We start from the raw sequence: 25,986 nt of genomic DNA, 5'->3' as shown, positions 1-25,986 counted from the left end.
CGGCGCGCGCGCCCGGCCTTCAGTCGATCAGATTGCGCAGCGACGCCTCGACCGCGGCCGCGGTCGCGATCGGCTTTTCCATCGGGAACAGGTGCGTGCCGTCGAGCACCGTGATGCGTCCCCTGGTGACGCGCTGCGTCATCGCCATGCCGACGCGCCGCATCTCGACCGACTGGCGGCCGGCCACGAAGGCGGCCGGGCACTTGAGCGGATGCGCGCGCAGCAGGGCGCCGAGGTTGTGCGGGATGGTGTCGTAGATGGCGGTCTCGATGTCGCGGTCGAAGCTCAGCGTGCGCGAATCCTCGGCATCGAAGGTGCCGTGTTCGATGTAGTCGCGCAGCACGCGCTCGTCCCAGCGTGCGAAGGCCTTCTTCTCGCGGAAGTGCGCGAACACCGCCTCGCTGTGCTCCCAGCTGTTGCGGCGCTTGCGGCTCACCGTGCCGGGCGACACGCTCTTCATCCAGGGCGTGCGCTTCATGAGATGGATCGTGCCGGCGCGCCAGCCGCCGATGAGCGGCGAATCGAGCAGCACCACGCCCCGGGCGAGGCCGGGGTGCAGCGCGGCACACATGAGGCTCAGGAAGCCGCCCAGCGAATGGCCGACCAGAAAGACCGGGCCGCCGGTCCTGTCGACGTGCATCTGTGCGAAGTCGGCCAGCTGCTGCACGAGGTGTGGCCAGTTGTCGGTCACGGGGTATTTCGGGTCGTGGCCGAATTTCTCGATCGCGTCGATCTCGAAGCCGCGCTGGCGCAGGCTGTCGAGCATCACGCGGTAGGTGCTCGCGGGAAAGCTGTTGCCGTGCGAGAAGATGACGGGCGGCATGCCCCTGGACGCGCTCAAATCAGTTTTTCTTCCGGCGTCGAGATCTTGCGCAGCGCGCCGTGGCGCGTGGCCGGCATCTTGAGCGGATGCTCGGTGAAGCCGTCGTCCCAGACCGGGTCCTCGATGCTGTCGAACACCTCGCGCAGCTTCTGGCCCCAGCTGTTGTGCATCATGCGGTAGTACGGATTGTCGGCATCGATGCAGACCACCTTGTCGGTCTGCAGCCGGTTGGCTTCGTACACCACGAGGTCGAGCGGCAGGCCGACCGAGAGGTTGGACTTCATCGTCGAGTCCATCGACACCAGCGCGCACTTGGCGGCTTCGTCGAGCGGCGTCTCGGGCGTGAGCACGCGGTCGAGCACCGGCTTGCCGTACTTCGATTCGCCGACCTGGAAGTAGGGCGTCTCGGTGGTCGCCTCGATGAAGTTGCCGGCCGCGTAGACCAGGAAGAGCCGCATGCTCTCGCCCTTGACCTGGCCGCCGAAGACGAAGGAGACGTTGAAATCCACCCCCGCATGCTTGAGCGCTTCGGCATCGCGGTCGTACACATGGCGCACCGCCGAGCCGAGCACGCGCGCGGCGTCGAACATGCTCTTCGCATTCCAGATCGTGATCGGCGGCCCGTCTTCGGTCTCGCGCAGTTCCTCGATCTGCAGGATCTCGCGCACCGATTGCGAGATGCTCAGGTTGCCGGCCGACAACAGCACCATGAAGCGGTCGCCGGGTTGCTCGTAGACGATCATCTTGCGGAAGGTGCTGATGTGGTCCACGCCCGCGTTGGTGCGCGAGTCGGAGAGGAACACCAGTCCGGCGTTGAGTTTGATGCCGACGCAGTAGGTCATGAGAGGGTCTTGCACGAACCGGGCCATCAACCGGCTTCGCGCGCCTGGAGTTTCTTGAGTGTGTAGAGCGCTTCGAGCGCCTCGCGCGGGCTCATCGCGTCGGGATCGAAGGCGACCAGCGCGGATTCTACGGCGCTGATCGCCGGCGCCTCGGCGGCCGGCGGCGGCGCGAACAGGTCGACCTGGGCGCGCGTCTGCGTCTGCTGCGCCTCCAGCGCCTCGAGCGCCTGGCGCGCATGGTTGACCACGGCAGCCGGCATGCCGGCCAGCCGCGCGACCTGGATGCCGTAGCTCTTGCTCGCCGGGCCGGGCTGCATCTCGTGCAGGAACACGATGTCGCGGCCGGCCTCGGTGGCGCTCACGTGCATGTTGACCGCGCCGTGGTGCGTCGCGGGAAATTCCGTGAGCTCGAAGTAGTGCGTCGCGAACAGCGTGAAGGCACGCGTGCGGTCGTGCAGCTGCGCCGCGATGCCCGCGGCCAGCGCCAGGCCGTCGAAGGTGCTGGTGCCGCGGCCGATCTCGTCCATCAGCACCAGCGAGTGCGCGGTGGCGCTGTGCAGGATCTGCGCCGCCTCGGTCATCTCCAGCATGAAGGTCGACTGCGCGTTGGCCAGGTCGTCGGCCGCACCGATGCGCGTGTGGATGGCATCGATCGGCCCGAGCCGGCAGGCGGCGGCCGGCACGTGCGAGCCGATCGAGGCCAGCAGCACGATGATCGCGACCTGCCGCATGTAGGTCGACTTGCCGCCCATGTTGGGGCCGGTGATCACCTGCAGGCGCTGCTGCGGGCCGAGCCGGGTGTCGTTGGCGATGAAGGCGCCCGAGGATTTCTCGGCCAGGCGCGCTTCCACCACCGGGTGGCGGCCCTGATCGATCTCGATGCACGGATGCGCGGCGAAGCTCGGCGCATGCCAGTGCAGCGTGTGCGAGCGTTCGGCCAGTGCGCACAGCGCATCGAGCGCGGCCAATGCGCCGGCCAGGTGCGTCAGGGCCGCGACAGAGGGCTGCAGCGCATCGAGCAGCTGCTCGTAGAGCCACTTCTCGCGCGCCAGTGCGCGGTCCTGCGCCGACAGCGCCTTGTCCTCGAAGGCCTTGAGTTCGGGCGTGATGAAGCGCTCGGCATTCTTCAGCGTCTGGCGGCGGCGGTAGTTGTCGGGCACGCGGGACAGCGCGCTTTGCGTGACTTCGATGTAGAAGCCATGCACGCGATTGAACTGCACGCGCAGGTTGGTGATGCCGGTGCGTTCGCGTTCGCTGGCTTCGAGCTTCAGCAGGAAGTCGTCGCAGTTCTCGCTGATGGCGCGCAGTTCGTCCAGTTCGGCATCGTGGCCGGTGGCGATCACGCCGCCATCGCGCACCAGCGCGGCCGGCTCCGGATGGACCGCGGCCACGAGCAGGTCGACGCAGCCGGGTGGCGGCGCGAGATGTTCCGCGACCTGGCCCAGCAGCGAAGCAGTTGCCGGCAGCAGCGGCGCGAGCCGCTCGGCCTTGGCGAGCGCCATCCGCAGCGCGACCAGTTCGCGCGGGCGCACCTGCCGCAGCGCGATGCGCGCCGCGATGCGTTCGACATCGCTGGTGTTCTTCAGTTGCTCGCGCAGCGTGCGCCATGGCGCGGCCGTGCCGCCGAAGGCCGTGGCCTGCAGCGCATCGATGGCTTCCAGCCGCGCCTGCGCGTCGCTGCGGTCGCGCCGCGGCGCGAGCAGCCAGCGCTTGAGCCGCCGGCTGCCCATGCCGGTCATGCAGGTGTCGAGCAGCGAGAACAGCGTCGGCGAATCCTCGCCGCGCAGGGTCTGCACCAGCTCGAGGTTGCGCCGCGTGGTGGGCGGCAGTTCGATCAGCTCGCCGTCGCGCTCGACCGCGAGCCGCTGCACGTGGGACAGTGCGCGGCCCTGCGTGTGCTCGGCAAAGCCCAGCAGCGCGGCCGCTGCCGCATGCGCCTGGGTCAACGATTCGGCGCCCCAGGCGGCGAGGTTGGCGCTGCCCATCTGCTCGCACAGCTTGCGCTCGCCGAGGCCGCCATCGAACTGCCAGGCCGGCCGCACCGACAGCGTGAAGGGCGTGGCGCTGCGTGCGGCTTTCAGGCGCTGTTCGAAGGCGGCCGTCACCTCGGCGCTGTAGAGCAATTCGCTCGGCGCGATGCGCGCGATCCAGGCTTCCAGCGCATCGGCCGGGCATTCGGCCAGGCGCAGCTCGGCGCCGGTCACGCTGAGCCACGCGAGCCCGCAGAAATTGCGCGCGCCCGCATGCACCGCGAGCAGCAGCGAATCGCTCTTGTCGTTGAGCAGCTCAGCATCGGTCAGCGTGCCGGGCGTGACCACGCGCACCACCTTGCGCTCGACCGGTCCCTTGGCGGCGCCGACTTCGCCGACCTGCTCGCAGATGGCGACCGATTCGCCGAGCTTGATCAGCCGCGCGAGATAGGTGTCGACCGCATGGAAGGGCACGCCGCACATGACCACCGGCTGACCGGCCGACTGGCCGCGCTGCGTGAGCGTGATGTCGAGCAGACGCGAGGCCTTTTCGGCATCGGCGTAGAACAGTTCGTAGAAATCGCCCATCCGGTAGAACAGCAGGGTGTCCGGATGGTCCGCCTTGAGCCCGAGGTACTGGCTCATCATGGGGGTGTGCGAAGAGATGTCTGCTTTGTTCATCAAAAAAGTCAACTACCTGAGAATCATGCCGCTATTTTCCAGGGTGTCGTCGGCGGGGCGCTTTTTCATCCGGCCTCATCAGTCCTCGTCCAGCGCCTGGAACCGATCCGCCAGGAAATCCACCAGCGCCCTGACCGCCGGCAGCAGCCCGCGGCGCGAAGCGAACACTGCGTGGATGATCTCGCGCCGCGGAGCCCATCCCGGGATGACGTGGACCAGTTCGCCGCGCTCGATCTGCTCTCGCACCATCATCGAGGGCAACTGAACGACGCCCACGCCGGCCATGGCGGCTGCCCGCAGTGCCAGCATGCCGCGCGTGATCAGGCGCGGCTGGTGGCGGATGGCCGCCTGCGCACCCTCGGGGCCGATCAGGCTCCACACGTGCTCATGCTGCGGCAGCCCCAGGTCCATGCTCGGCAGGCCTGCCAGATCGGCAGGCACTCTGGGAATCCCGTTCGACAGCAGGCGCGGGCAGGCCACCAGGCATTGCCCCCGCTCGGCGAGCACACGCATCACCAGATCGCTGTCCTCGATCGGTGGCGGACGCACGCGGATGGCCACGTCGATGCCTTCGCCCACCACGTCCACGCGGCGGTTGGTTTCTTCCAGGTGAATCTCCACACGCGGATACGCCACCATGAAGGCCGACACCATGTCGGCGATGCGCGCATCGAGCAGCGCCACCGGACAGGTCATGCGGACGATGCCTCGCGGCTCGGCATGGGTCAGCGCAATGGCCTCATCGGCGGCCTCGGCCTCGACCAGCATCGCCTTGCAGTGGCCATAGTAGGTCTGGCCCGACTCGGTGACGGCGAAGCGCCTTGTCGAGCGCTGGATCAGGCGCGTGGCCAGACGTTCCTCCAGCAGCGCGATGCGCCGGCTCAGCCTGGACTTCGGCATGCCCAGCGCGCGGCCGGCGGGCGCGAAACCACCGTGGTCCACCACCTGCACGTAGTAGTAGAGCTCGTTCAGGTCTTTCATCGGCCATCGCCTTCATCGTTCACAAGATAGAACGCTGATGGCAAGTATTGCCGACTACCGGAATCATCGTTCGGTTCCTATTCTCTATCCATCGGCCAAGACCTTTGTCTCGGCGACACATGGAGATGAACATGAAGAAGATCCTCGGTGTCTACAGCGCCCCCCGTCCGCATTGGGTGGGCGATGGCTTTCCGGTGCGTTCGCTGTTCGGCTACGACGGCCTGGGCCAGCACCTGAGCCCGTTCCTGCTGCTCGACCACGCAGCGCCGACGCCCTTCGGACCGGCCGCACGCCCGCGCGGCGTCGGCCAGCACCCGCACCGCGGCTTCGAGACCGTGACGATCGTCTATCAGGGCGAACTGGAGCACAGGGACTCCACCGGCGCGGGCGGCCTGATCGGCCCGGGCGACGTGCAGTGGATGACCGCCGGCGGCGGCATCCTGCACGAGGAGTTCCACTCGCGGGCCTTCACCGAACGTGGCGGCACGATCGAGATGGTGCAGCTCTGGGTCAATCTGCCCGCCAGGGACAAGATGACCGAGGCGGGCTACCAGACCCTGCTGGATGCGCAGATTCCGTCCGTGGATTTGTCCGGGGGGGCCGGCCGGGTGCGGGTGATCGCCGGCGAGTTCGACGGGCATCGCGGGCCGGCGCGGACCTTCACGCCGATGGATGTGTGGGACGTTCGCATCGGCCAGGGCGGCGTCGGCCGGTTCGACGCGAAGGAAGGCCACACGCTGGCGCTGGTCGTGCTGCACGGCACGGTGCTGATCAACGGCAACACCGTTGCGCGCGAAGGACAGCTGGTGCATCTCGAGCGCACCGGCACCGGCGTGGAGATCGAAGCCAACAGCGATGCGACCGTGCTGTGGCTGTCCGGTGAGCCGATCGACGAGCCCGTGGTGGGCTACGGTCCGTTCGTGATGAACAACGAGGCCGAGATCCGCCAGGCCATGGCCGACTTCAACAGCGGCCGCTTCGGCCGGATGGCGGCCTGAGCGCCCGAGGCCTCCCGGCGCGGAGGCCTCCGGCGCCCGGCCTCCTGCCTTCCGCGCGCCGCCGTCTCCAGTATCCTCGGGCGAGATGAACTTCAAGCACCTGGAGACGCTGGTCCGAGTGGCCGAGCTCGGCAGCTTCAGCAAGGCGTCGGTCGTGCTCGGCGTCGCGCAGCCCGCACTCAGCCGCCAGGTCCGCATGCTCGAGGTCGAACTCCATCAGACGCTGCTGCTGCGCAACGGCCGCGGCGTGCGCCTGACCGATGCCGGCCGGCGGCTGTTCGACCACAGCGTGGGCATCCTCGAGCAGGTCGAGCGCGCGCGCGAAGACCTGGCCGCGGGCCGCGACGAGCCCCTGGGCCGCGTGGTGGTCGGGCTGCCGCCGAGCGTCGGGCTTCAGTTCACGCTGCCGCTGATCGACCGGTTCCGGGCCAAGTGGCCGAAAGCGAAGCTGGCGGTCGTCGAGGGGCTGTCGACCCACATCGCCGAATGGATCACGTCGGGACGCATCGACTTCGGCGTGGTGTTCAACCCCGAGCCGCAGGCCGCGATCGAGGTGACGCCGCTGCGCGAGGAGAACCTGTGCCTCGTGTCACCCGTGGCCAAGCGAAAGCGCGCCCCGCCGGCGCCGCTGCCACTGGCCGAGCTGGCGGCATTTCCGCTCGTGATTCCCGAGCGCGGCCACGTGATCCGCAAGCTGCTCGAATCCCACGCCTCGCTGGCCGGCTTCAAGCTCGACATCGCGTGGGAGGTGTCGAGCGTTCCCGCGATCATCGACCTCGTGCGCGCCGGCTACGGCCATGCCGTGCTCACCGCGAGCGGGGTGAAGGCGTCGGCGCGCGCGCCGGAGCTGTCGGTGCGACCGATCGTCCAGCCGCGGCTGGTCAGCGTGCTGTGCCTCGCGCTGCCGGCGCACAAGAAGCCGACGCCGCTGGCCAAGCAGACCGCCGCGCTGGTGGCCGAGCTCATGCGCCAGCGCAGTCATGCCGAAACGCGCTAGCTGCTAGCGCATTTTCGGCCTCGCTCATTGCGCGGAATTTGCGCAAGATCCACACCATGCAAACAGCCATTCCCTGCCTCTTCATGCGCGGCGGCACATCGCGCGGTCCGTTCTTCAACGCCGCGGATCTGCCGCAAGACATCGCACGGCGCGACCGCGTGCTGCTGGCGGTGATGGGGTCGCCCGACCCGCGCCAGATCGATGGCCTGGGCGGTGCGCATCCGCTCACGAGCAAGGTCGGCATCGTGCGCCGCAGCCGGACCGAGGGCGTCGACCTCGACTTCCTGTTCGCGCAGTTGCAGCCCGACAGCGACACGGTCGACACCACGCCCAACTGCGGCAACATGCTGGCGGCCGTGGTGCCCTTCGCACTGGAGACCGGACTGGCCGCGGCGCAGGGCGAGACGACCACGCTGCGCGTGCTGACGCTCAACACCGACATGCAGTGCGACATCACCGTGCAGACGCCCGGCGGCCGCGTGCGCTATGACGGCGACGCGCGCATCGACGGTGTGCCGGGCACATCGGCCGCCATCACCATCAATTTCCTCGACACGGCCGGCTCGGTCTGCGCGAGCCTGCTGCCCACGGGCCATGCACGCGACACCATCGACGGCATCGAGGTGACCTGCATCGACAACGGCATGCCGATGGTGCTGTTCCGCGCCGCCGACGTCGGGCGTACCGGTGACGAGAGCGTGGCCGCGCTCAACGGCGACGTCGAACTCAAGGGCCGTCTCGAACAGCTTCGGCTGGCCGCGGGCCACGCGATGGGCCTGGGCGACGTGACGAAGAAGAACTACCCGAAGATGTGCCTGGTGGCCGCACCGACGGCGGACGGCGCCCTCAACACGCGCTGCTTCATTCCGCACGTGTGCCACGACGCGATCGGCGTGCTCGCGGCGGTGACGGTCGCGACCGCCTGCGTGCTCGAAGGCTCGGTGACGCAAGGCCTCGCGCGGGTGCCCGAGGGCCGCGTGAAGCAGATCTCGGTCGAGCATCCGACCGGCGAATTCAGCGTCGAGATCGAGGTCGACGCGGCCGACCCGCAGAACGTCACCCGGGCCGCGCTGCTTCGCACGGCACGGCTCATCATGCGCGGCGAGGCCATGGTGCCTGCCGCAGTCTGGAACAAGGAGCAAGAATGATCATCGACATCCACGGCCACTACACGACGGCACCGAAGGCGCTGGAGGACTGGCGCAAGCGCCAGATCGACAGCCTCGCGAATCCCGGCACGGCGCCGAGCCCGTCGGAGCTCAGGATCTCCGACGACGAGCTGCGCGAATCGATCGAGTCCAACCAGCTGGCGAAGATGCGCGAGCGCGGCAGCGACCTCACGATCTTCTCGCCGCGCGCGAGCTTCATGGCGCATCACATCGGCGATTTCGCGGTGTCGTCGACCTGGGCGGCGATCTGCAACGAACTCTGCGCGCGCGTCGCATCGCTGTTTCCCGCGCATTTCATCGGCGCCGCGATGCTGCCGCAATCGCCGGGCGTGGACCCGCGCAGCTGCCTGCCGGAACTCGAACGCTGCATCAAGGACTACGGCTTCGTCGCCATCAACCTCAACCCCGATCCCTCCGGCGGCCATTGGACTTCGCCGCCGCTGTCGGACCGCCACTGGTATCCGATCTACGAGAAGATGGTCGAGCTGGACATTCCGGCCATGGTCCATGTGAGCACGAGCTGCAACCCGGCGTTCCACACGACCGGTGCCCACTACCTGAACGCCGACACCACGGCCTTCATGCAGTGCCTGACCTCGGACCTGTTCAAGGACTTCCCGACGCTGCGCTTCATCATTCCGCACGGCGGCGGCGCGGTGCCCTACCACTGGGGGCGTTTTCGCGGCCTGGCGCAGGAACTCAAGAAGCCATTGCTGAAGGACCATTTGCTCCACAACATCTTCTTCGATACCTGCGTGTACCACCAGCCGGGCATCGACCTGCTGACGAAGGTGATCCCGGTCGACAACGTGCTGTTCGCCAGCGAGATGATCGGCGCGGTGCGCGGCATCGATCCCGAGACCGGCCATCCCTACGACGACACGCGCCGCTACATCGAGGCGTCTGCGCTCAGCGCCGAGGACCGCTACAAGGTCTACGAGGGCAATGCCCGTCGCGTCTATCCCCGGCTCGATGCCGCATTGAAGAAGGCAGGCAAATGATGAACACGCTCGGCATCGTCCAACGCAACATCGTTCGCGCCGCACCCGATGCGGTGGAACGCCTGGGCAAGCTCGGCGTCGCGACCATTCATGAAGCCATGGGCCGTGTCGGCCTCATGAAGCCCTGCATGCGTCCCGTCTACGCGGGCGCGCGCCTGTGCGGCACGGCCGTGACCGTGCTGGCCCAGCCCGGCGACAACTGGATGCTGCACGTCGCCGCCGAGCAGATCCGGGAAGGCGACGTCGTGGTCGTGGCCTGCACCACCGACAACGAGGATGGCATGTTCGGCGACCTGCTCGCCACCTCCTTCCGTGCCCGCGGCGCGAAAGGGTTGGTGATCGATGCCGGTGCGCGCGACGTCGAGACGCTGGCCGAGATGCAGTTCCCGGTGTTCTCGCGTGCCATCAGTGCCCGCGGCACCGTCAAGGCCACGCTGGGTTCGGTCAACGTGCCGGTGGTCTGTGCCGGCGCGCTGGTCCATCCGGGCGACGTGGTGGTGGCGGATGGCGACGGCGTCGTCGTCGTGCCGGCCGCCTTCGCACAGCAGACGGCCGATGCGGCCGAAGCACGCGAGGCCAACGAAACCGCCAAGCGCGAGCGGCTTGCCGCCGGCGAGCTCGGACTGGACATGTACAAGATGCGCGACGCGCTGGCGAAGGCCGGCCTGCGCTATGTCGACTGAGCGGGCGATGGACCCGGACTGGCTCTGCTTCCATCCCGCCCCCTCGACGCCGCGCTTCACGCCGCCGCCCGGCGCGGTCGATGCGCACTGCCACGTGTTCGGACCTGCCGCGAAGTTTCCGTTCGCGCCCGAGCGCAAGTACACGCCCTGCGATGCCTCGAAGGAACAGTTGTTCGCGCTGCGCGATCACCTGGGCTTCGAGCGCAACGTGATCGTGCAGGCGACCTGCCACGGCAACGACAACCGCGCGCTGGTGGATGCACTGGCGCATTCGGGCGGCCGGGCGCGCGGCGTCGCCTCGGTGGCACGCGACGTGAGCGACGACCAGCTGCGCATGCTGCACGCGGCCGGCGTGCGCGGCGTGCGCTTCAATTTCCTGCGGCGGCTGGCCGACTTCACGCCGCGCGAAGTGCTGTCGAACATCGCGGAGCGCGTCGCACCGCTGGGCTGGCACGTGGTCGTCTATTTCGAGGCGCAGGACCTGCCCGGGCTGTGGGACTTCTTCACCCGCCTGCCGACCACGGTGGTGGTCGATCACATGGGCCGGCCCGATGTCGGCCAGCCGATCGACGGGCCGCAGTTCGAGCGCTTCGTGCGCTTGATGCAGGAGCATCCGAACGTGTGGTCGAAGGTGAGCTGCCCGGAGCGCCTGTCGGTCTCCGGTCCGCCGACCTACGACGACGTGGTGCCGTTCGCACGCCGTCTGGTCGAGCGTTTTCCGGACCGCGTGCTGTGGGGCACCGACTGGCCGCATCCGAACCTGAAATCGCACATGCCCGACGACGGCACGCTGGTCGACATGATTCCGCGCATCGCTCCGAGCGCGGCGCTTCAGCGCCAACTGCTGGTCGACAACCCGATGCGGCTGTACTGGTCATGAACCCGACCCGGCGCGCATCGATCGCTGCGTTGCTCGGCTTCGCTGCCGCACCGGCGTTCGCGGCATCGCCGGTAAATTTCCCCGGCCGCGCGGTCACGATCATCGTGCCCTTCGGCGTCGGTGGCGTCGCCGACATCACGGCGCGCATCGTGGGGCAGGCGATGGCGAAGTCGCTCGGCCAGCCGGTGATCATCGACAACCGGCCGAGCGCGGGCAACATCGTCGGCTCGGCCATGGTGGCGCGCTCGGCGCCCGACGGCTACACGCTGCTGCTGCTGAGCAACGGCAACGCGATCAGCAGCAGCCTGTTCGCCAGGCTGCCCTATGACGTGGTGAAGGACTTCGCACCGGTCGGCACGCTCGGCTTCTTCGATCTGGCGCTGTTCGTTCCCCATGCTTCGCGCTTCGCGAACCTGCGCGATCTGCTGGCCGACGCGAAAGCCAGTCCCGGCAAGCTGACGATCGGCACCATCGCTGCCGGCAGCACGCAGAACCTCGCCGCCGAGATGTTCAGGACCATGGCAGGCATCGACGCGTTGATCGTGCCCTACAACGGCACGCCGGCACTGCAGACCGCGCTGCTGGCCGGCCAGCTCGATGTCGGCTTCGAGGTGCTGGGGCCGATGCTGTCCCAGCTGAAGCCCGACGGACTGCGCGCGCTCGCCGTCACCTCGGGCCGGCGCTTCGCCGGGCTGCCCGAGGTGCCGACGGTCCAGGAGTCCGGTCTCGCCGGCTACGACGTGGCCTCGTGGAACGCGCTGGCCGCGCCCGCGCGCACGCAGCCCGCGGTGCTGGACCGCCTCAACGCAGCCGTGCGGCAAGCCGTGGAAACGCCCGACGTGCGGCAGCGGCTGCTGTCGCTCGGTGTCCGCGCGCAGGCCGGCACGCGCGAGCAGCTGTCGCAACTTCTTGCATCGGAGATCAGGCGCTGGGGCGAGGTCATCGCCAGCGCGAAGATACCGGTTCGCTGAGGAGGGGTGCGCCTGCGCGGCTCAGGCCTGTCCGCGCCGCCGGCGCGCCACGCGCACCGCATCCACCCAGAGGTCGACGTTGAAGCGCTGGCCGGAGTCCGCGATGCGCGCGCCGGTGATCGCGTGCAGCGGCAGGCGGTGGATGTCGCCGGGCAATTCGGAATGGCCCGTGATGATCTTCTTCTGCACGTCCAGGTGGTCGACCTGTATCGTGCATTCGGCCTTCTTGCCGTGGGGGTCGAGATAGCGGATCCGGATGCGCGGCTGCTCGTCGACGATCGCATGCTCGCCCTTGCCCTGGATGAACCACTCGGGCAGCGTGTCGGGCGGCGTCTCGCCCAGGTCATCCAGACGGCCGCGCACGGTGGGGATTTCTAGCGGCACGTGTCCCGAACGGACCCGGGCCGCGGCGATGCGGCGTTCGGCTTCGCGGCGGCCGATCACCCGGTGCCATGCGAACCACATCAGCGCGAGCAGGATCAGTCCACCCGTCGAAAGCACCGCGAAGAAATGCCATTGCGCAAGTCCGATGTTCATTTCTCAGCTCCCGAAAGTAATAGTCCTTAAGTACTCAGAGCGGGGAAATTCTCGACCCTGTGCTGCGGTGTGTCAAACGCCGGCGCGGCCTACTGCTTTCGGGGGGTGGACAGGGGTTCAGTCTTCGTGCGTGTCGTGTGTCGCGACCGCGCCGCGCCGCCAGTAGCCCGACGCCCGGACCCACTTCGGATGGGCGCCGCGCTCGCCGACGAGGTGGGCGCGCAGCGCCTTGGCCGCGGCCGATTCGCAGGCCACCCAGGCGTGGAAATCGCCTTCGGGCAGCGTCTTTTTTCGCAGGGCGTCGAGCAGCAGGGTGCCGGTGCCCGGTTCGGCACCGCGCCGGTGGACCCATTGCAGGTCGATACCGGCGGCGGATTCGAACGCGAGCTCGTCGGCTTCGCCATCGACCTCGGCGATCACCACCGCACGCGCGCCGGCGGGCAGTTCGGCCAGGCGGCGCCAGATCGCGGGCAGCGCGGTGTCGTCGCCGATCAGCAGGTGCCAGTCGAACTCCGTCGGAACGATGAAGGAGCCGCGCGGGCCGCCGACGCCGAGCACGTCGCCGGGCCGGGCGCGTTCGGCCCATTGCGTGGCCGGGCCGGCATCGTGCAGCGCGAAGTCGATCTCCAGCGTGCCGGCGGCCGCGTCGTGGCGGCGCGGCGTGTAGTCGCGCATGGTGGGCTTCGCCCCTTCGGGCCAGACCGGTCCGCCGGGTCCGGCCGTGGGCAGGGTGAGTGCGCCGGTCTGCGGGTCGGGGAAGAAAAGCTTGGCGTGGTCGTCGAAGCCGGGGCTGGTGAAGCCGTCGAGCGCTTCGCCGCCGAGCGTGATGCGGATCAGGTGCGGCGTGAGGCGCTGCACCGTGCGCACCTGGAGCTGGCGAAAGCGCAGTTCGTGGCGCAGGCGGCGCGGCAGGCGCTCGGGCGCGGAGGAGGGGGTGGTGGAGAAATCGGTCATGGGCATGTCAGATGCGTTCGAGTTGCTGGGCGGCGCTGTCGAGCACTGCGGCGAATTCGTGGGCCTGTTGTTCGGTGAGAGGTTCGCGCGAGAGGCGCATGCGCATCGCAAGCTTGAGGTTCTCGATGGCGCGCACCACCTGCGGCGGCCGGCCTGAGCGCGGTCCCGCGCCGTCGACGCCGCCATTCATGCGGGCCATCATCTCGTCGGTCATCACCTGGTTGGCGGCGAGGAATTCGCGGCCGGCGTCGGTGACGGTGTAGCGCTTGCGGCCGCCGTCGTCGGCGGCGTCGACGCGCACGTAGCCGAGCTCTTCCAGCATGGTGAGCGTCGGGTAGACGGTGCCGGGGCTTGGGCTGTAGCGGCCGCCGAGGCGCTCCTCGATGGCCTTGATCAGTTCGTAGCCGTGACCCGGCTTGTCGGCGATGAGCCGCAGCAGCACGAAGCGCAGGCCGCCGTGGCCGAAGACGCGTCCGCCGCCGCCGCGGCCACCGCGCGAACCGCCGTGGTGTTCGCCATGGTGTTCGCCGCCGTCGGTCCGGCTGCCGCCCAGCCCGTCGCCGTGTTCGCCGCGCCGTGTGCCGTGTAAAAAGCGTTTGAAATCTCGCATGGAAATGCACCTCGTTGTGGGTATCGGATTTGATAAAGATATATCTAAATAGTGTCGAAGTCAAACCAACGAAATGCCCCTGCGCACCGTGGGGCGGTCCGCGATGACCTCGCGCCATGCCTATGTCGCGCGCATCAACCGCGTGATCGACCACATCGACAAGCATCTGTCGGGGCCGCTCGACCTCGCGACCCTGGCCGAGGTCGCGCACTTCTCGTCCTGGCATTTCCATCGCGTGTTCCAGACCATGACCGGCGAGACACTGGCCGAGCGCGTGCGGAGGCGCCGGCTGGAGGTGGCGGCCGGCCGGCTGCTGTTTCTGCCGCTCGAGCCGGTGCTGTCCATTGCGCTCGATGTCGGCTTCGGTTCGGCGGCGGTGTTCACGCGGGCCTTCAGCGCGCACTTCGGCGTGACGCCGACCGCGTGGCGGCGCGGTGCCTTCAGGTCATGGGCCGAGCGTCACCGCGTTCAATTGCGCAAGATTCATCAAGCCGACCGCAACGCGCATCAAGCGGCCGTCGAGGCTTTTCTGCAGGATGAGAGTTCCTGGCCCACGGGCCGTGTTCCTCAACTCGGAGAGACGCAGATGACGATCGAGATCAAGACCCTGCCGGAGGTCCGTGTCGCCTACATGCGGCATGTCGGCCCCTATGGCGATTCGGGCATCGCCCGGACCTGGCAGCGCTTTGCCGCCTGGTGCGGCGAGCACGGGCTGATGCAGCCGCGCCGGCCGATGTTCGGCATCAGCCACGACAACCCCGACGTCACGCCGCCCGGGAAATGCCGCTACGACGCCTGCATCGAGGTCGACGGCGATTTCAAGCCCGAAGGCGAGATCGGCGTGCAGACCTTGCGCGGCGGCCGCTTTGCCTGTACCCGCTTCACCGGCACGTCGGCGGTCATCCACCAGGCCTGGATGGCGCTGTGCGATTGGCTGCCCGACAGCGGCTGGCAAGCCGACGACGGCGCACCCATCGAGATCTACGGCACGGACTTCGAGATGGACGAGAAGACCGGCGCCTTCTCCTGCACCCTGTGCATGCCGGTGCGCCGGCTGTAGCCGATCAGGCCGTCGTCATGGCGTGCTGCACGGCTGCCGCAGCCATGTCCGCGCCCGCGCCATCCTCGATGCGCATGCGCGGCAGGAACTGCGGGTACTCGCGCTGCATGAAGCCGATCACGCCTTCGCGCACCTTGCAGCGCAGGTCGAAGGCGAGCGAGGACGAGGCCGCCGTGCACAGCACGCGCAACTGCATGGTGCGCTCGGTGGCATCGGTCACCTGCAGGTTGAAGAAGCGGCCGTCCCATTCGGGCGCCGCCTTCACCAGCCGCTCGACTTCCGCGCGCAGCGGTGCGAGCGGCATGCCGTAGTCGGCATGGACGAAGACCGCGCCGAGCAGCTGCGAGCTGCTGCGGGTCCAGTTCTGGAACGGCTTCTCGATGAAATACGACAGCGGCAGGATGAGCCGCCGGTCGTCCCAGATCCGCAGCACGACGAAGGTGCCGGTGATCTCCTCGACCCGTCCCCATTCGCCTTCGACCACCAGCACGTCGTCCATGCGGATCGGCTGCGCCAGCGCGATCTGCAGGCCCGCGATCAGGTTGCTGAACACCGGCTTGGCGGCCAGACCGGCGACGATGCCGATCACGCCTGCCGAGGCCAGCAGGCTGGCGCCGACCTGGCGCGCGCCGGGAAAAGTCATCAGCATCAGCGCGCCACCGGCCACCAGCAGCATGCTGCTCGCGGTGCGGGCCAGCACGCGGGTCTGCGTGAGCACGCGGCGCGCTTGCAGGTTGTCCGCCACGTCGTAGGGATGCTGCGCGAGCACGCCGTCGGCGAAGCCGTTGACCGCCCGCACCGCGAGCCAGGTCACGGCGGCGATCAGCAGCAGGCCATTCAGGTGCTGCACCTGGGCGAGGAAGCGCAGATCGTCCGGCGCGGCCTGCCACACCATCTGCAGGGCCACCAGCGGCAGCACCAGCCGGCCGGCCGGCTGCATGTTGACCAGCATCGCGTGCAGCGTCGGCGTGCCGCGCGCCAGGCGGCGCAGCACGAGCCCGCCGACGCGGTGCACGAGCAGCGCCAGCGGCACGGCGATCAGGGCGGCCACGGCAGGGCCGAACCACGGATGGGTGAGCAGCATGTCCTTGGTCATCAGGCGGGGCGGAGTCTTTCGTCGTCGAGGGATTGCAGGATGCGCGCCGCATCCTCGCGCAACTGCGCGGCGATGCCGGTCGCCAGGTCGAGCCGGCGCAGCAGCCAGGGGCTGATGTCGTTGTCGAAGGGGTCGGGCAGCGGGATCGGCCCGGTGAGCGCGGTGGCGGATCCGCTTTCCGGCATCGACGGCCCGGTGGTGGGTGTGGCGCCGATCAGCGCCTCGATGCGTTCCGCGGTGCGCGCGAGCGGGCCTTCGACCTCGGCCGGCGTCAGCCGGTCGCGCCGCAGCACCAGCATCGACTTGACGGCGCTCAGCTGGGCGAGCAGTTGGTAGCTGTGCGCCTGCAGATGCTCGAGCGCCTCGATCGGCGGCCGCACGGCACGCGGTTCGGAGAGCGAGCGCTGCGTCGCCTGCACCAGCGCCGACAGACTGTCGAAGGCCTCGCGCCGCGCGAGCCGCCATTCGAGTTCGGGGCTGCTGTCGACCGCGCGCAGCTGGCCGAGCCCGAGCGCGAGCCGCGCATGGCGTGCCTGCGCGGTCAGCGTGCGTGCCACCAGCGCCGGGATCTGGCTGCGCTCCCACGACGGCAGCACGTAGCAGAAGGCCCAGGCGATGGCCGCCCCGATCAGCGTATCGGCGATCCGCTCGAACAGCGCGAAGGTCGGTCCGACGCCAACGTAGAGCATGTGCGCCTGCACCAGCCCGAGCACGGTGGCCGACACGGCCGTGATGATGTAGCGCCGGATCGCGAAGCCATGGGCGACGGCCTGCGCCACGGTGACCGTGATCAGCAGGGTGACCGGCGAGGGATGCGTCGACAGCAGGCCGACCGCGAACACGCAGCCCACCAGCGTGCCGCCCACGCGGCTGTTGCGCCGCTCCAGCGTCTGCGACAGGCTGCCGCGCAGCACCACGATGATGGTCAGCAGGATCCAGTAGTCGTGCGAGCCCCAGGGCAGAAACACCGCGATGACGTAGCCGGTCGCGATCGCGAGCGTCGCGCGGATCGCATGGCGCAACGGCGGCGCGTCCCAGCGCCACAGCGTGAAGAAGGGGCTGAGCGACCATGCAGTGGGGCTCACGAACATCTGCCAGTTCGCGCGCACGAGTGCGAGGTCGGGCTGCGCGTCGCCGCGGGCCAGTGCGACCAGGTGCAGCACCTCGTCGTTGATGTGGCCGATGCGGCTCGCCAGGCCGCGCCCGAGCACGGCGGTGGTCGGCCCGGCGTGGCCCTTGCGCTGGCCGTCGTCCTGCAGCGCGATGGCGGCCAACTGCGGCCGGCGGTCCAGCATCGCCGCGGGCTGGCGGCCGAGCAGCAGCGCATCGCCGAGCGCGGTCATCTCGTCGGCCAGTGTCTCGAGCACGCCGCGCATCTCGGCCAGCGCCTTCCCATGGCCCGGATGCGCGCGCAGCGCGTCGAGGTCGAGCTCGCTGGCCAGCAGCTGGTCGCGCATCTCGATCACGGCAATCAGCATGCCGGCCAGCTTCTGGCGCCGCGGCGTGCGCGGCGATTCGAGCACGATGTCGCGCGCGCCCTGCAACTGGTCGGCCAGCGCCGCCTGCTGCCGCAGCAGCTGGCCGAGCATCGAGGCCGGCGTCTTGCGCACGTCGTCCGCTTCATCGCGCGGCATGAACTGGCGCGCCTCCAGGCGCATCAGCGCGGCCAGCGAGAACACGATGTCGGCCATCACCTGCACGCGGTAGCGCGCGTTGAGCGCGAGGTTCGCCAGCGTCGCATAGACCACATAGAGCGCGGCGCCGAGCCCGAAATTCAGCGTGCGCTCGACCGCCTCGTCGATGCCCGTGGGCGCGTGCGTGGCCATCGAGAAGATCATCGAGAAGGTGACCGCGATCGCGATCGGGATGCCGCGCTTGCCCCAGGCCATGCCGAGGAAGGCGAGGAAGGTCGCCGGCACCAGCACCAGCCCGAGGCGCAGCGGATCGGCATGCACCAGCTGCACCCCGAAGAAGAGCGGCAGCCCGATCAGCGGCGCCGGCAGCATCTGCAGGAACTTGCCGCGGCGCGGCGCGGCCAGGTCGGGCGGCGAGGCGACGATCACGCCCGTGGCCGCGGCGGCCGCGGCCAGCGGACCCATGAACACATGCACGCCGCCCGAGATCAGCAGCAGGCCGAACGCGACCGACAGCCCGTTCGCGACGTAGTGGCTCAGCGCGACACGCAGGGCCGCGCGGCTGCGCGCGCTGGCGCGGAGCGCCTGCATCACTTGGCGCGCGGGTCGCCTTCGACGGGGGCGACGGGAGCTTCGCGGCGGATGCGCGTGAGCTTGCGCTGCACGGGCGCGGCAGGTGCGGCTTCGGCCGCACCCTCGGCCTCGGCGGGCGGCGACATCGCATCGATGCTGCTGCGCGCATAGGCATGACCGGGCGCGGCGGCGGGGTCGACCGCGCGCACGCGTTCGCCGGCACGCAGCTTGTCGTCGACGCCCGCGAACTTCGAGTACTTGGCCAGCAGCGGCACCAGCTGTCCGTAGATGCGCGGCGCGCCCGCGAGAATCTCGCGCTGTTCGAGGAAGTCGGGCTCGCCGGTGAAGTTGCCGACCAGGCCGCCCGCCTCGGTCACCAGCAGCGAGCCTGCCGCCACGTCCCAGATGCTCAGGCCGGTTTCGAAGAAGCCGTCGGAGAAGCCGGCCGCGACATAGGCCAGGTCGAGCGCGGCCGCGCCGGGGCGGCGCAGGCCGGCTGCGCGCGGCATCAGGTCGGCCATGATGGCCAGGTACTGCTTGAAGTTGTCGCCGCTCCTGAACGGGAAGCCGGTCGAGATCAGGCACTCGGCGAGCCGCGTGCGCTTGCTCACGCGCAGGCGGCGGTCGTTCATGTAGGCGCCGCGGCCCCGGGTGGCGGTGAAGAGGTCGTTGCGGGTCGGGTCGTAGATCACGGCCTGGTCGATCTTGCCCTTGATCGCGAGCGCGATCGACACGCAATAGACCGGGAAGCCGTGGATGAAATTGGTGGTGCCGTCGAGCGGATCGATGATCCAGACGTAGTCCGAATCCCTGGCGCCATGCTCGGTGCCCGATTCCTCGGCCAGGATGCCGTGCCCCGGGTAGGCGGTGAGCAGCGTCTCGATGATCGCTCGCTCGCTCGCGTGGTCGACTTCGGTCACGAAGTCGTTGACCTGCTTCTGCGAAATGCGCACCGCTTCGACATCGAGCGCGGCGCGGTTGATGATGGCGCCGGCGGCGCGGGCGGCCTTGACGGCCACGTTGAGCATGGGGTGCAGGTTGGGGGACGGCATTGGATTGTGGGAAGAACGGGAAGGGCCGCGTGCGAAACGCGCCTTGGAATGCGGCCCGGCGATGCGGGCGGCGAGAATCGGGGCATTTTACATGCGTACCCGATTCGTCCTGATCCAGACCAGCCATGCCGGCAACGTCGGCGCCGCCGCGCGCGCCATGAAGACCATGGGCTTCGGCGACCTCGTGCTGGTCGCGCCGCGCTGGGCCAACGTGCTGCGGCGCGAGGAGACCATCCAGCGTGCCAGCGGCGCGCTCGACGTGCTGGCCAACGCGCGCATCGTCGAGACGCTGGACGAGGCGCTCGACGGCATCACCCACCTGTGCGCGACCGCGATGGTGCCGCGCGACTTCGGCCCGCCCACGCGCACGCCGCGCGAGCATCTGGAACCGCTGGCGCAGGCGGGCGAGCAGCACGTCGCCTTCCTGTTCGGCTCCGAGCGCTTCGGCATGCGCAACGAGGACGTCTACCGCTGCCACGTCGCGCTCAGCATCCCGACCGATCCGGCCTTCGGCTCGCTGAACCTGGGCGCCGCGATCCAGGTGATCGCCTACGAATGGCGGCTCGCGCTCGGCGGCTACGGCGTGCGCGACGCCACGCCGCCCGTGGCCGCGGCCGACGCGCAGGCGCTGGCCGGCATGCTCGGGCACTGGGAACGCGCGCTGGTCGGCATCGGCTTTCTCGATCCGCAGGCGCCCAAGAAGCTGATGCCGCGGCTGACGCAGCTGTTCAACCGCGCGCAGCCGACGCAGGAGGAGATCCATATCCTGCGCGGCATCGCGAAGGCGATGACCGAGACTGCGCAAGGCAGGCCCAAGACCCCACCTGCCGCAAGCGAAGAACCGGGGCCTTAGACTGCGCAGGCCCTATCGATAGAACCACAACCCGCATGTTCTCGCGCCTGCGTTCCGACATCCAGTGCATCCTCGACCGCGATCCGGCCGCGCGCACGCGCTGGGAAGTGCTGACCCTCTACCCCGGCCTGCATGCCGTGGTGCTGCACCGCCTCGCGCACTGGTGCTGGTGCCACGGGCTGAAGTGGACCGGCCGCTGGATCTCGCAGTGCTCGCGCTGGTTCACCGGCATCGAGATCCATCCCGGCGCCATCGTCGGCGAGCGCGTGTTCTTCGACCACGCGATGGGCGTGGTGGTCGGCGAGACCGCCGAGATCGGCGACGGCTGCACCATCTACCAGGGCGTGACGCTCGGCGGCACCTCGCTCTACAAGGGCGCCAAGCGGCATCCGACGCTGGGGCGCGACGTGGTGGTCAGCGCGGGCGCCAAGGTGCTCGGCGGCTTCGTGGTCGGCGACGGCGCCAAGATCGGCAGCAATGCGGTGGTGATCAAGCCGGTGCCTGCGGGCGCGACCGCGGTGGGCATTCCGGCGCGCATCATTCCGTCGAAGGCCGGCGCCAGCGCCGACGTGACGACCGGCGAGAAGAAATTCTCGGCCTACGGCATCACGCTCGAGGACGATCCGCTGTCGCAGGCCATGAAGGGTTTGATCGATACCGCGTCCGGCCAGGACCACCAGATCGCGTTGCTGTGGCAGGCGATCGAGTCGCTGTCCGCGCAGCCGGGCAAGAAGGACTGCGTGCCCGGCGATGCGGCGCGCTCCGAGTGCTTCGAGGCGGAGCGGCTGACGCAGTTGATCGGCAAGTGAGCGGATCGCTCAGTCGAAGTTCAGCAGCACCTTCATCGCCTGCGAGCGATCCGCCGCCAGCGCAAACGCACGCGCCGAGTCGCGATACGACAGCGTCGCCGAGATCAGCGGCTTCACGTCGACCAACCCCTTGTTGAGCAATTCCACCGCGACCGCGAACTCCTCGTGGAAGCGGAAGGCGCCGCGCAGGTCGAACTCCTTGGCGACGATGGTGTTGATCGGCAGCGTCATCTCGCCGCCCAGGCCCAGCTGCACGATGATGCCGCGCGGGCGCAGCGCGTCGAAGGCGCCGCGCAGCGCGCGCTCGTTGCCGCTGGCCTCGAACAGCACGTCGAAGCGGCCCTTGTCGGCACCGAAGCGCGCGAGGCCGTCGGGTTCTTCCGCGACGTTGACCACCTCGTCGGCACCGACCTTGAGCGCCTTGCCCAGCGTGTGCGCGCCGACGTCGGTGGCGACGATGTGCATGGCGCCCGCGCGCCGCGCCGCGATGATCGCCAGCGCGCCGATCGGCCCGCAGCCGGTGACCAGCACGCTCTTGCCCAGGAGCGAGCCCGCGCGCCGCACCGCATGCAGCGCGACCGACAGCGGCTCGGCCATCGAGCCTTCGCCGTCGCTCACGCTGTCGGCCAGCCGGTGCGCCTGCCACTGCTCCACCACGATCTGCTGGCGGAACGCGCCCTGCACGTGCGGATTGCGCATCGCGCTGCCGTAGTAGCGCATGTCCAGGCAATGGTTCTGCAGGCCTTGCTGGCAGTAGCGGCAGACGCCGCAGGGGCGGCTCGGGCTGATCGCGACGCGCTCGCCGGCCTTGAACGGCGCGCCCGCGCCGACCGCTTCGATCACGCCCGCGACTTCATGGCCGAGCACCATCGGCTCCTGGATGCGCACGGTGCCGAAGCCGCCGTGCTGGTAGTAGTGCAGGTCGGAGCCGCAGATGCCGCCGCAGCGCACGCGCACCTGCAGCTGGCCGGGGCCGAGTTCGGGCGTGGGCACGTCTTCGACGCGCAGGTCGCCGGGGGCGTGGATGACGAGGGCTTCCATGGGATGTTCTTTCGTGTGATGTCCGTCAGAGCGTGGCCGTCACGCCGCCGTCGACATAAAGGATGTGGCCGTTGACGAAGTTGGACGCATCGCTCGCCAGGAACACGGCCGCGCCGACCAGATCCTCCACATCGCCCCAGCGCCGCGATGGCGTGCGCCCGACCAGCCACTGCGTGAACTCCGCGTTCTTCACCAGCGCATCGGTCAGCTCGGTCTTGAAGTAGCCCGGCCCGAGGCCGTTGACCTGGATGCCGTGCTGGCCCCAGTCGATCGCCATGCCCTTGGTCAGCATCTTCACCGCGCCCTTGCTCGCGGTGTAGGGCGCGATACCCGGGCGGCCGAGCTCGCTCTGCACCGAGCAGACGTTGATGATCTTGCCGCGCCGGCGCGGGATCATGTGGCGCGCGACCGCCTTGCCGACCAGGAACACGCTGTCGACGTTGGTCTTCATGAGCTCGTGCCACTGCGCTTCCTCGAATTCGTCGAGCGGCCCGCGGCGCTGCATGCCGGCGTTGTTGACGAGGATATCGATGGCGCCGATCTCGGCCTCGATCTTCGCGATCGCCGCGCTCACCGCATCGCCCGAGGTGACGTCGAAGGCCGCAGTGAAGACGGTCGCGCCCTCGCTGCGCAATTGCGCGGCGGCCTGTTCGAGCTTGCCGGCGCTGCGCGCGTTGAGGACCACGCGCGCACCCGCACCGGCCAGCCCGCGCGCCAGCGCGAAGCCGATGCCGGCACTGGAGCCGGTGACGAGCGCCGTGCGGCCCGTGAGGTCGAAGCTTTTCAGGACGTTGTTCAAGATGGAGTTCTCCTCAGGAATGGGATGGTGCGGGAGCGAGCCAGCGCAGCACCGCGTCGCATTGCGCCTCGATCGTCCAGGTCGCGTCGACGGGCAGCACGCCGGGCTCGCCGAGCGGCGATTCCAGCGCATCGAACTGGTTGGCCACCAGGCTGGCGGGAAAGAAATGCGAAGCGCGCGCCGCCACGCGTGCGCGCGCCTCCTCGGGGCTGATCTCGATGAAGACGATCTGCAGTGCCGGTTCGGCCGCGCGCAAGCGGTCGCGGTAGCGCCGCCTGAGCGCCGAGCAGGTCAGCACCACGCCGCCCTGCGCGTCCGCGAGCAGCACGCCCAGCTGGTCGAGCCAGGGCTCGCGGTCGGCATCGGTGAGCGCGATGCCGCGGCGCATCTTGTCCTGGCTCTGCGGCAGATGGTGGTCGTCGCCCTCGATCAGCGCCACGCCCAGCGCACCCGCGAGCCCGGCGGCCACGGTGGACTTGCCGCAGCCCGAGACCCCCATGACGAGCAGTTTGAAAGGCATGTGCTCAGTGTGCCAGCACCTCGGGATTGACCGGCGTCGGCGGATGGCCGGCCGATGGCCCGAAGCCGAGCGCCGCAATCAGGTTGTCGATGGTCAACGCCGCCATCGCGCGCCGCGTCTTGACCGAGGCGCTGCCGATGTGCGGCGTCAGCACGACATTGGGCAGCTTCAGCAGCGCCGGATGCACCGTGGGCTCGCCCTCGAACACATCGAGGCCGGCGGCCGCGATCGTTCCCTTGCGCAGCGCCTCGGCGAGTGCCGCGTCGTCGACGATGCCGCCGCGCGCGATGTTGGTCAGCGTGGCGCCGGGCTTCATCTGCGCCAGCTCGGCGGCGCCGATCGCATGGTGCGAGGCGGGCGAGTAGGGCACCACGAGCACCAGGTGATCGGCCTCCTTCAGCAGCGTCGCCTTGTCGACGTAGCGCGCGCCGCTCTCGGCCTCGACGTCGGGCGCCAGCCGCGAGCGGTTGTGATAGATCACGCGCATGCCGAAGCCCGCCGCGCCGCGGCGTGCGATGGCGCGCCCGATGCGGCCCATGCCCAGGATGGCCAGCGTGGCGCCATGCACGTCGGCGCCGGCGAACATGTCGAAGATGCCGGGCTTGGTCCAGCCGCCGGCGCGCAGGAAGTGCTCGGATTCGGCGATGCGGCGGGCCGTTGCCATCATCAGCGCGAAACCATAGTCGGCCGTGGTCTCGGTCAGCACGTCGGGCGTGTTGGTGACCAGCACGCCGCGCGCGGTGCAGGCCGCGACGTCGACGTTGTTGTAGCCCACGCCGACGTTGCACACGGCCTTGAGCGAGGGGCAGGCGTCCAGCAGCGCGGCGTCGATGCGCTCGGTGCCGGTGCTCATCACGCCCTGCTTGCCCTGCAGGCGGCGCCGCAGTTCTTCCGGGCTCCAGACGGTGTCGGACGGGTTGTCCTCGACATCGAAATGCTCGCGCAGGCGGTCGGCGATGTCGGCAAAGGTGGCGCGGGTCGCCAGGACGGATGGGCGCACGGTGTCTCCGGGTGGTTCGATGCTCGCGGTGCGAGGACGCCACGTTACGCAATCCGCGCCCGGGCGCCAAGACAAGTTCGCTCTGGTCCCATCCGGAACGCTTATGCCGGCCCGGCGGCCATCTGGGTATGCGATCGCCGCAGAACGAAGCCGTCTTGGCGTGCCCGGCCCGGAAGGCCTACCGTTCGTCCTGTCGCCAACGCCACAGGAACCCCAGTGAGCCCCTCCCGGATCTCGTCACGCATCCGCCGCATCAAGCCCTCGGCCAGCGCCGCCGCCGCAGAACGCTTCGCCGAGCTGCGCCGGCAGGGCAAGGACATCGTCAACCTCGCGATCGGCGAGCCCGACTTCGACACGCCGCCGCACATCCGCGAGGCCGGCTGCGCGGCGATCGAGCGCGGCGAGACGCGCTACACGCCGGTCGCCGGCACCCTGGCGCTGCGCCAGGCGATCGCGGCCAAGCTGCAGCGCGAGAACGGGCTGGACTACGCGCCGCGCGACATCATCGTCACCTGCGGCGCCAAGCATGCGCTCTTCAATGCGCTCGCGGTCACGGTGGAAGAGGGCCACGAGGTCATCATCCCGGCGCCGTTCTGGGTGTCCTATCCCGACATGGTGCTGGCCTGCGACGGCAGGCCGGTCATCGTCGCCTGCCGCGAGGAGGACGACTTCCGCCTCACGCCCGAGGCGCTCGAAGCGGCGATCACGCCGTCCACGCGCTGGCTGGTCTTCAATTCGCCGACCAATCCGACCGGCACCACTTACACGACGGCTCAACTGCGCGCGCTGGCCGACGTGCTGCTGCGCCATCCCCAGGTGATGGTGCTGACCGACGACATCTACGAGCACATCCGCTTCGACGACGACGCGGCGCGCGCGCATCTGCTGGCCATCGAGCCCGCGCTGCGCGAACGCACGCTGCTGGTCAACGGCGTGTCGAAGACCTATGCGATGACGGGCTGGCGCATCGGCTATGCGGCCGGGCCCGCCGACATCATCGCCGCGCTGGACATGCTGCAGTCGCAGTCGACCAGCGGCGTCTGCTCGATCAGCCAGGCCGCGGCCGTGGTCGCGCTGAACACGCCGCCGGACTTCCTGCCGCAATGGGTCGCGACCTACCGCGAGCGGCGCGACGCGGCCACGCGGCTGCTCAATGCGATCCCCGGCATCCGCGCGCGGACGCCGGGCGGCGCCTTCTACCTCTATCCGCATTGCGGCGGCCTGATCGGCAAGCGCACGCCCGAAGGCAAGACGCTGGAGACCGACAACGACGTGGTGCTCTTCTTCCTCGAAGCCGCCGGCGTGATGGTGCTGGCCGGCACGCCCTATGGCGTGTCGCCGTACTTCCGCATGTCGACCGCGACCAGCCTCGCGCAGATCGAGGAAGGCTGCGCGCGCATCGCGCGGGCCGTCGCGCTGCTGGCATGAGCACGCCGTGCCGCCCCATGCTTC

At 69.3% G+C, this 25,986-nt stretch carries 25 protein-coding genes; 11 read left to right on the top strand and 14 right to left on the bottom strand.

The annotated features are described in order from the left end of the window. Positions 1-19: 19 nt before the first annotated feature. From E5P2_RS16620 to E5P2_RS16605, 4 genes are all read right to left on the bottom strand, one after another. Positions 20-823, bottom strand: a complete 804-nt coding sequence (locus E5P2_RS16620; RefSeq protein ID WP_162570518.1) for an alpha/beta fold hydrolase — start codon at positions 821-823, stop codon at positions 20-22. A gap of 14 nt (positions 824-837) precedes the next feature. Then, on the bottom strand, positions 838-1,665 hold the full coding sequence (locus E5P2_RS16615) for a proteasome-type protease (protein ID WP_162568226.1): 828 nt from the start codon (positions 1,663-1,665) through the stop codon (positions 838-840). A gap of 26 nt (positions 1,666-1,691) precedes the next feature. Beyond that, positions 1,692-4,316, bottom strand: coding sequence for a DNA mismatch repair protein MutS (mutS, locus tag E5P2_RS16610; RefSeq protein WP_162568225.1), 2,625 nt, complete (start codon positions 4,314-4,316; stop codon positions 1,692-1,694). A 78-nt stretch (positions 4,317-4,394) separates the two neighbouring features. After that, positions 4,395-5,297 (bottom strand): LysR family transcriptional regulator, encoded by a 903-nt coding sequence (locus E5P2_RS16605; protein WP_162568224.1) that lies wholly within the window; start codon positions 5,295-5,297, stop codon positions 4,395-4,397. Positions 5,298-5,428: 131 nt separating this feature from the next. Between E5P2_RS16605 and E5P2_RS16600 the strand changes: the two genes are divergently transcribed. From E5P2_RS16600 to E5P2_RS16570, 7 genes are all read left to right on the top strand, one after another. Continuing rightward, a complete protein-coding gene (locus E5P2_RS16600; protein ID WP_162568223.1) occupies positions 5,429-6,295 on the top strand; it encodes a pirin family protein in 867 nt (288 codons plus the stop codon). An 85-nt stretch (positions 6,296-6,380) separates the two neighbouring features. Then, positions 6,381-7,292, top strand: a complete 912-nt coding sequence (locus E5P2_RS16595; RefSeq protein WP_162568222.1) for a LysR substrate-binding domain-containing protein — start codon at positions 6,381-6,383, stop codon at positions 7,290-7,292. 56 nt (positions 7,293-7,348) lie between these two features. After that, a complete protein-coding gene (locus E5P2_RS16590) occupies positions 7,349-8,440 on the top strand; it encodes a 4-oxalomesaconate tautomerase (protein WP_162568221.1) in 1,092 nt (363 codons plus the stop codon). After that, a complete protein-coding gene (locus E5P2_RS16585) occupies positions 8,437-9,462 on the top strand; it encodes an amidohydrolase family protein (RefSeq protein WP_162568220.1) in 1,026 nt (341 codons plus the stop codon). Before E5P2_RS16590 ends, E5P2_RS16585 begins: the two co-directional genes overlap by 4 nt. Continuing rightward, a complete protein-coding gene (gene ligK / locus E5P2_RS16580; protein WP_162570517.1) occupies positions 9,462-10,145 on the top strand; it encodes a 4-carboxy-4-hydroxy-2-oxoadipate aldolase/oxaloacetate decarboxylase in 684 nt (227 codons plus the stop codon). Before E5P2_RS16585 ends, ligK begins: the two co-directional genes overlap by 1 nt. A gap of 7 nt (positions 10,146-10,152) precedes the next feature. Further along, entirely contained in the window at positions 10,153-11,025 is an 873-nt protein-coding gene (locus E5P2_RS16575; protein ID WP_232080724.1) for an amidohydrolase family protein, read from the top strand. Continuing rightward, complete coding sequence (locus tag E5P2_RS16570) at positions 11,022-11,996, top strand: tripartite tricarboxylate transporter substrate binding protein (RefSeq protein ID WP_162568218.1); 975 nt, start codon at positions 11,022-11,024, stop codon at positions 11,994-11,996. The genes E5P2_RS16575 and E5P2_RS16570 overlap by 4 nt, the downstream gene beginning before the upstream one ends. Before the next feature lie 21 nt (positions 11,997-12,017). On the opposite strand, the gene E5P2_RS16565 is transcribed toward E5P2_RS16570, so the two are convergent. The 3 genes from E5P2_RS16565 to E5P2_RS16555 form a co-directional block, all read right to left on the bottom strand. Beyond that, positions 12,018-12,533, bottom strand: coding sequence for a hypothetical protein (locus E5P2_RS16565; RefSeq protein WP_162568217.1), 516 nt, complete (start codon positions 12,531-12,533; stop codon positions 12,018-12,020). 117 nt (positions 12,534-12,650) lie between these two features. Then, positions 12,651-13,487, bottom strand: coding sequence for a siderophore-interacting protein (locus E5P2_RS16560; RefSeq protein ID WP_162568216.1), 837 nt, complete (start codon positions 13,485-13,487; stop codon positions 12,651-12,653). 7 nt (positions 13,488-13,494) lie between these two features. After that, positions 13,495-14,097: a PadR family transcriptional regulator gene (locus E5P2_RS16555; protein WP_162568215.1), complete on the bottom strand. Its 603-nt coding sequence runs from the start codon at positions 14,095-14,097 to the stop codon at positions 13,495-13,497. Between the two features lie 73 nt (positions 14,098-14,170). Here E5P2_RS16555 and E5P2_RS16550 point away from each other — a divergent pair, with 73 nt between their 5' ends. Then, positions 14,171-15,157 (top strand): AraC family transcriptional regulator, encoded by a 987-nt coding sequence (locus E5P2_RS16550; RefSeq protein WP_162568214.1) that lies wholly within the window; start codon positions 14,171-14,173, stop codon positions 15,155-15,157. Positions 15,158-15,161: 4 nt separating this feature from the next. Here E5P2_RS16550 and E5P2_RS16545 read toward each other — a convergent pair whose 3' ends face one another. Genes E5P2_RS16545 through E5P2_RS16535 form a run of 3 tightly spaced genes read right to left on the bottom strand, consistent with a single transcriptional unit; the run spans position 15,162 to position 19,512 of the window. After that, positions 15,162-16,253 carry a mechanosensitive ion channel family protein gene (locus tag E5P2_RS16545; RefSeq protein ID WP_162568213.1) on the bottom strand — a complete coding sequence of 364 codons (1,092 nt, stop codon included), beginning with the start codon at positions 16,251-16,253 and terminating at the stop codon, positions 15,162-15,164. Continuing rightward, the gene (locus E5P2_RS16540) at positions 16,253-18,478 is read right to left on the bottom strand and encodes an FUSC family protein (protein WP_162568212.1); all 2,226 of its coding nucleotides are present in this window, start codon (positions 18,476-18,478) and stop codon (positions 16,253-16,255) included. The genes E5P2_RS16545 and E5P2_RS16540 overlap by 1 nt, the downstream gene beginning before the upstream one ends. After that, positions 18,478-19,512, bottom strand: coding sequence for an inositol monophosphatase family protein (locus E5P2_RS16535; protein WP_162568211.1), 1,035 nt, complete (start codon positions 19,510-19,512; stop codon positions 18,478-18,480). The genes E5P2_RS16540 and E5P2_RS16535 overlap by 1 nt, the downstream gene beginning before the upstream one ends. Before the next feature lie 91 nt (positions 19,513-19,603). On the opposite strand from E5P2_RS16535, the gene E5P2_RS16530 reads away from it, so the two are divergent. Together E5P2_RS16530 and cysE are read left to right on the top strand one after the other, a co-directional pair. Next, positions 19,604-20,365, top strand: coding sequence for an RNA methyltransferase (locus E5P2_RS16530; RefSeq protein ID WP_162568210.1), 762 nt, complete (start codon positions 19,604-19,606; stop codon positions 20,363-20,365). Positions 20,366-20,400: 35 nt separating this feature from the next. Continuing rightward, positions 20,401-21,174 carry a serine O-acetyltransferase gene (cysE, locus tag E5P2_RS16525; protein ID WP_162568209.1) on the top strand — a complete coding sequence of 258 codons (774 nt, stop codon included), beginning with the start codon at positions 20,401-20,403 and terminating at the stop codon, positions 21,172-21,174. Positions 21,175-21,183: 9 nt separating this feature from the next. Here cysE and E5P2_RS16520 read toward each other — a convergent pair whose 3' ends face one another. The 4 genes from E5P2_RS16520 to E5P2_RS16505 are packed head-to-tail and all read right to left on the bottom strand — an operon-like array spanning position 21,184 to position 24,534. Next, positions 21,184-22,215, bottom strand: coding sequence for an L-idonate 5-dehydrogenase (locus E5P2_RS16520; RefSeq protein ID WP_162568208.1), 1,032 nt, complete (start codon positions 22,213-22,215; stop codon positions 21,184-21,186). Positions 22,216-22,240: 25 nt separating this feature from the next. Then, a complete protein-coding gene (locus E5P2_RS16515; RefSeq protein WP_232080723.1) occupies positions 22,241-23,014 on the bottom strand; it encodes a glucose 1-dehydrogenase in 774 nt (257 codons plus the stop codon). 13 nt (positions 23,015-23,027) lie between these two features. Continuing rightward, positions 23,028-23,534 (bottom strand): gluconokinase, encoded by a 507-nt coding sequence (locus E5P2_RS16510; protein WP_232080722.1) that lies wholly within the window; start codon positions 23,532-23,534, stop codon positions 23,028-23,030. Positions 23,535-23,538: 4 nt separating this feature from the next. Then, positions 23,539-24,534, bottom strand: a complete 996-nt coding sequence (locus tag E5P2_RS16505) for a 2-hydroxyacid dehydrogenase (protein WP_162568206.1) — start codon at positions 24,532-24,534, stop codon at positions 23,539-23,541. A gap of 216 nt (positions 24,535-24,750) precedes the next feature. On the opposite strand from E5P2_RS16505, the gene E5P2_RS16500 reads away from it, so the two are divergent. Then, positions 24,751-25,962, top strand: a complete 1,212-nt coding sequence (locus E5P2_RS16500) for an aspartate transaminase (RefSeq protein WP_162568205.1) — start codon at positions 24,751-24,753, stop codon at positions 25,960-25,962. The last annotated feature ends 24 nt before the right edge of the window (positions 25,963-25,986 follow it).

This window comes from Variovorax sp. SRS16, from assembly GCF_901827165.1.
Taxonomy (GTDB): Bacteria; Pseudomonadota; Gammaproteobacteria; order Burkholderiales; family Burkholderiaceae_C; genus Variovorax.
Note: the sequence above shows the minus strand (reverse complement) of the source record. Positions and strands in the feature narration are given on the sequence as shown.